We start from the raw sequence: 2811 nt of genomic DNA, 5'->3' as shown, positions 1-2811 counted from the left end.
CATATTTTTGAGTAGCCTGTTGGAGAACAAGTGAAACAAATAACAACCAAATTTAGCTGTATCTTTAATGTGCCCACAAACATTGGTACAATTGAACTTTCCTTTTCTGTAAAAGACTGTTCCTGCATTTGCACCATCCGTAGTCCAAGTAATATACTCGCCATCAAACATATAGTCATCCAAATAGCCCATAATTCCATCATTGGAAGTTTGAGAAGAATAAACAGGATATAGAGGATGTTTCTGTCTTTCTATTTCTACTGAACTAATAACACGCCCTCTTCCGATTTTAGCTATGTCTTGGATTTTATAAGTAGTCCACCTGTCATTATACAATAGTTTCTTACTAATCGCAGACTTTAGCGTTTTCAAATCCTCAATGATTTTGTTTTGGGTAGAAATACGCTCGTCAAGAAGGGATAAAAGATTTGCAATTTTCTTCTGTTCATTCAAACTTGGATTGATGGTCTTAATATTTTTCAGATGTTCACCATAAAGATGCACAACAGATACTCCTTGCGCAACTTTGGCTATGTCATACTTACGTTTACCATTCAACTGATAGCTCATAAACGAGCCATCATATCCATGCAAGCGTATAATGTTCAAGTCACCACCCAAAAGAATATCATCTTTGAGAACACAACGAGCAGTTGCAATCTCCTCTGCTGTCTCGCCAGAGCATGGAATTATAACGTCATTAGCCTTACTCTTTACCAATTTTGTATTATCTATGTTGGTTTTGCTAATAACTTCTTTTATTGTCTCAGATTTGTACTTTGTGTAAAGTTCACCATACAAAATACATGGCTCACCGTCAGCAGATAGTTGGTCTTTGGATATGCCTATACCTTTAGAAAGGTCTGCAATGTCGGACAAACGCTTCTCCTGCCACTCCCCCTCAAACTCCGGAAATCTCAGATTTGGGACATAAGTTAATACGTTTCTCTAATTATTATGTACCTTTTCTATATTAAGGATTAAATATGAAAACAAAAACTATTAGAGAAATTTCGTTGGCTTGGAAAAGAGACAAGCAACGCTACGTAAAGCAGTCCACATACGCTGCTTATGTGTTAGTTTTGGAAAATCACATACTTTCATCGTTTGGTGATTGTGACAGTCTTAGTGAAAAACTTGTACAAGAATTTGTGCTACAAAAACTTAATGCTGGTCTCAGCATTAAAACGGTGAAGGACATTCTCATTGTGTTGAAAATGGTGATGAAGTTCGGAGTAAAGAACGGTTGGATGAACTATTGCGAATGGGACATCAAGTATCCAACTACAGTAATCAATAAAGAAATGGAGGTGCTGACAGTGACACACCACAAAAAGATTCTCGATTTCATCAAGCAGAACTTTACATTTCGCAACCTTGGCATCTACATTAGTCTAACCACAGGCTTGCGGATTGGTGAGGTATGCGGCTTGAAATGGTCGGACATCAATACGGACAGCGGTATAATCACCGTAAACCGTACCATTGAGCGTATCTACGTCGTAGAAGGTGAGCGCAGGCACACAGAATTAGTCATTAACAGCCCAAAGACCAAGAACTCTTGCCGTGAGATACCAATGAACAAAGAACTCTTGGCTATGGTGAAACCGCTGAAAAAGGTAGTTAATGTTAATTTCTATGTGCTGACCAACGAAGAAAAACCTACTGAGCCACGAACCTATCGAAACTATTATCATCGGTTAATGAAGCATTTGGACATTCCCCAGCTGAAATATCACGGGCTGCGCCATAGTTTCGCCACACGCTGCATTGAAAGTAACTGTGACTATAAGACGGTTAGTGTGTTGCTCGGGCATGCGAATATCACTACAACTCTCAACCTCTATGTCCATCCCAATATGGAACAGAAGAAGCGTTGTATTACGCAGATGCTTAAATACCTCAGGAAGTAATGCTGTTCTACATTTTTTTGCGATAGTCAACTGTCAAACTCACCGTCTGCTCGTGCAAGACGGTGAGTTCTTCTGTCAGCAGGATAAGCTCCTGTAACAATGTTTTTACACTTTTCTCGGCCGTATAAAGGCGCATTAGTCGTACCACCTGATTGTAGTTCACCCCAATTTTATGTACTTGAGCTGTAAGTTCAGAGAGCTTGCGGTGGTACTCCACGGCGGACTTGTCCACCGTTATCACCTTGAAACTCTCTCCAAGAATACGGGCTCGCACAAAGTCGGATTTGCTTACCGCCCCCGATTTATTGTACAGGTCGATGGCACGCAGTTGGTCTTTCACATTGGGCATACGGGTGTCCCATCTGTCCCAGTGTGGAACTTCTACAGTGTTTCGGTGTCCGTAACGATTCTCATTGGCTATTTCTAATTTGGTCATAATTGTATTGTTTTGTTTGTTTCCTAATCACGACTTTGGAGTGATTTAATCCCCTTCGGGGCAAGGGGCTTGTGGGACAAACGACAGTTTGTCGGACAAAGACACACCTTGCCAGTATAAAGAAAGAGATAGTTTGTTATGTTCCATAAAGTAACCTTTCTGGGGTGCTTTTAATAGACGAGAGTTCAAAGTTCAAGAAGTAAGTCAAGAGATAAGTTTAGACTAATTTCTTGACTTACTGACTTTATGAGCTGACATATTTTTGACTAAAGTTAATTTTGACTTAGGTCGAAACTAATTTCTTGACCAAAGTCACAACTGACCATTTGACTTAAGTCGCGACTGATTTCTTAACTTAACTCATAACTTACCTGTTTGCGGTATTGGATTATAATGCCTTTCAAGCATTGTCTGTATGTCGCTCTGCTTGTATAGTATCTTCCCTCCGATTTTGTAGAAAGG

At 39.8% G+C, this 2811-nt stretch carries 3 protein-coding genes and 1 pseudogene; 1 reads left to right on the top strand and 3 read right to left on the bottom strand.

The window, feature by feature from the left end; translation table 11 throughout:
* Window positions 1–921, bottom strand: a 921-nt coding sequence (locus HMPREF0666_RS18175) for a restriction endonuclease subunit S (protein ID WP_232214115.1), incomplete at its 3' end; no start/stop codon positions are given.
* Window positions 922–986: 65 nt separating this feature from the next.
* Here HMPREF0666_RS18175 and HMPREF0666_RS12815 point away from each other — a divergent pair.
* Complete coding sequence (locus HMPREF0666_RS12815; protein ID WP_009012789.1) at window positions 987–1913, top strand: site-specific integrase; 927 nt, start codon at window positions 987–989, stop codon at window positions 1911–1913.
* 7 nt (window positions 1914–1920) lie between these two features.
* Here HMPREF0666_RS12815 and HMPREF0666_RS12810 read toward each other — a convergent pair whose 3' ends face one another.
* On the bottom strand, window positions 1921–2349 hold the full coding sequence (locus HMPREF0666_RS12810) for a hypothetical protein (protein ID WP_009012788.1): 429 nt from the start codon (window positions 2347–2349) through the stop codon (window positions 1921–1923).
* Between the two features lie 360 nt (window positions 2350–2709).
* A pseudogene (locus tag HMPREF0666_RS16805) lies at window positions 2710–2811 on the bottom strand (helix-turn-helix domain-containing protein); the annotation flags it as partial.

The sequence above is a fragment of the Prevotella sp. C561 genome, assembly GCF_000224595.1.
In the GTDB taxonomy this organism is placed as follows: Bacteria; Bacteroidota; Bacteroidia; order Bacteroidales; family Bacteroidaceae; genus Prevotella; species Prevotella jejuni.
The sequence above is the reverse complement of the archived record's forward strand: the minus strand, read 5'-3'. Positions and strand labels throughout refer to the sequence as shown.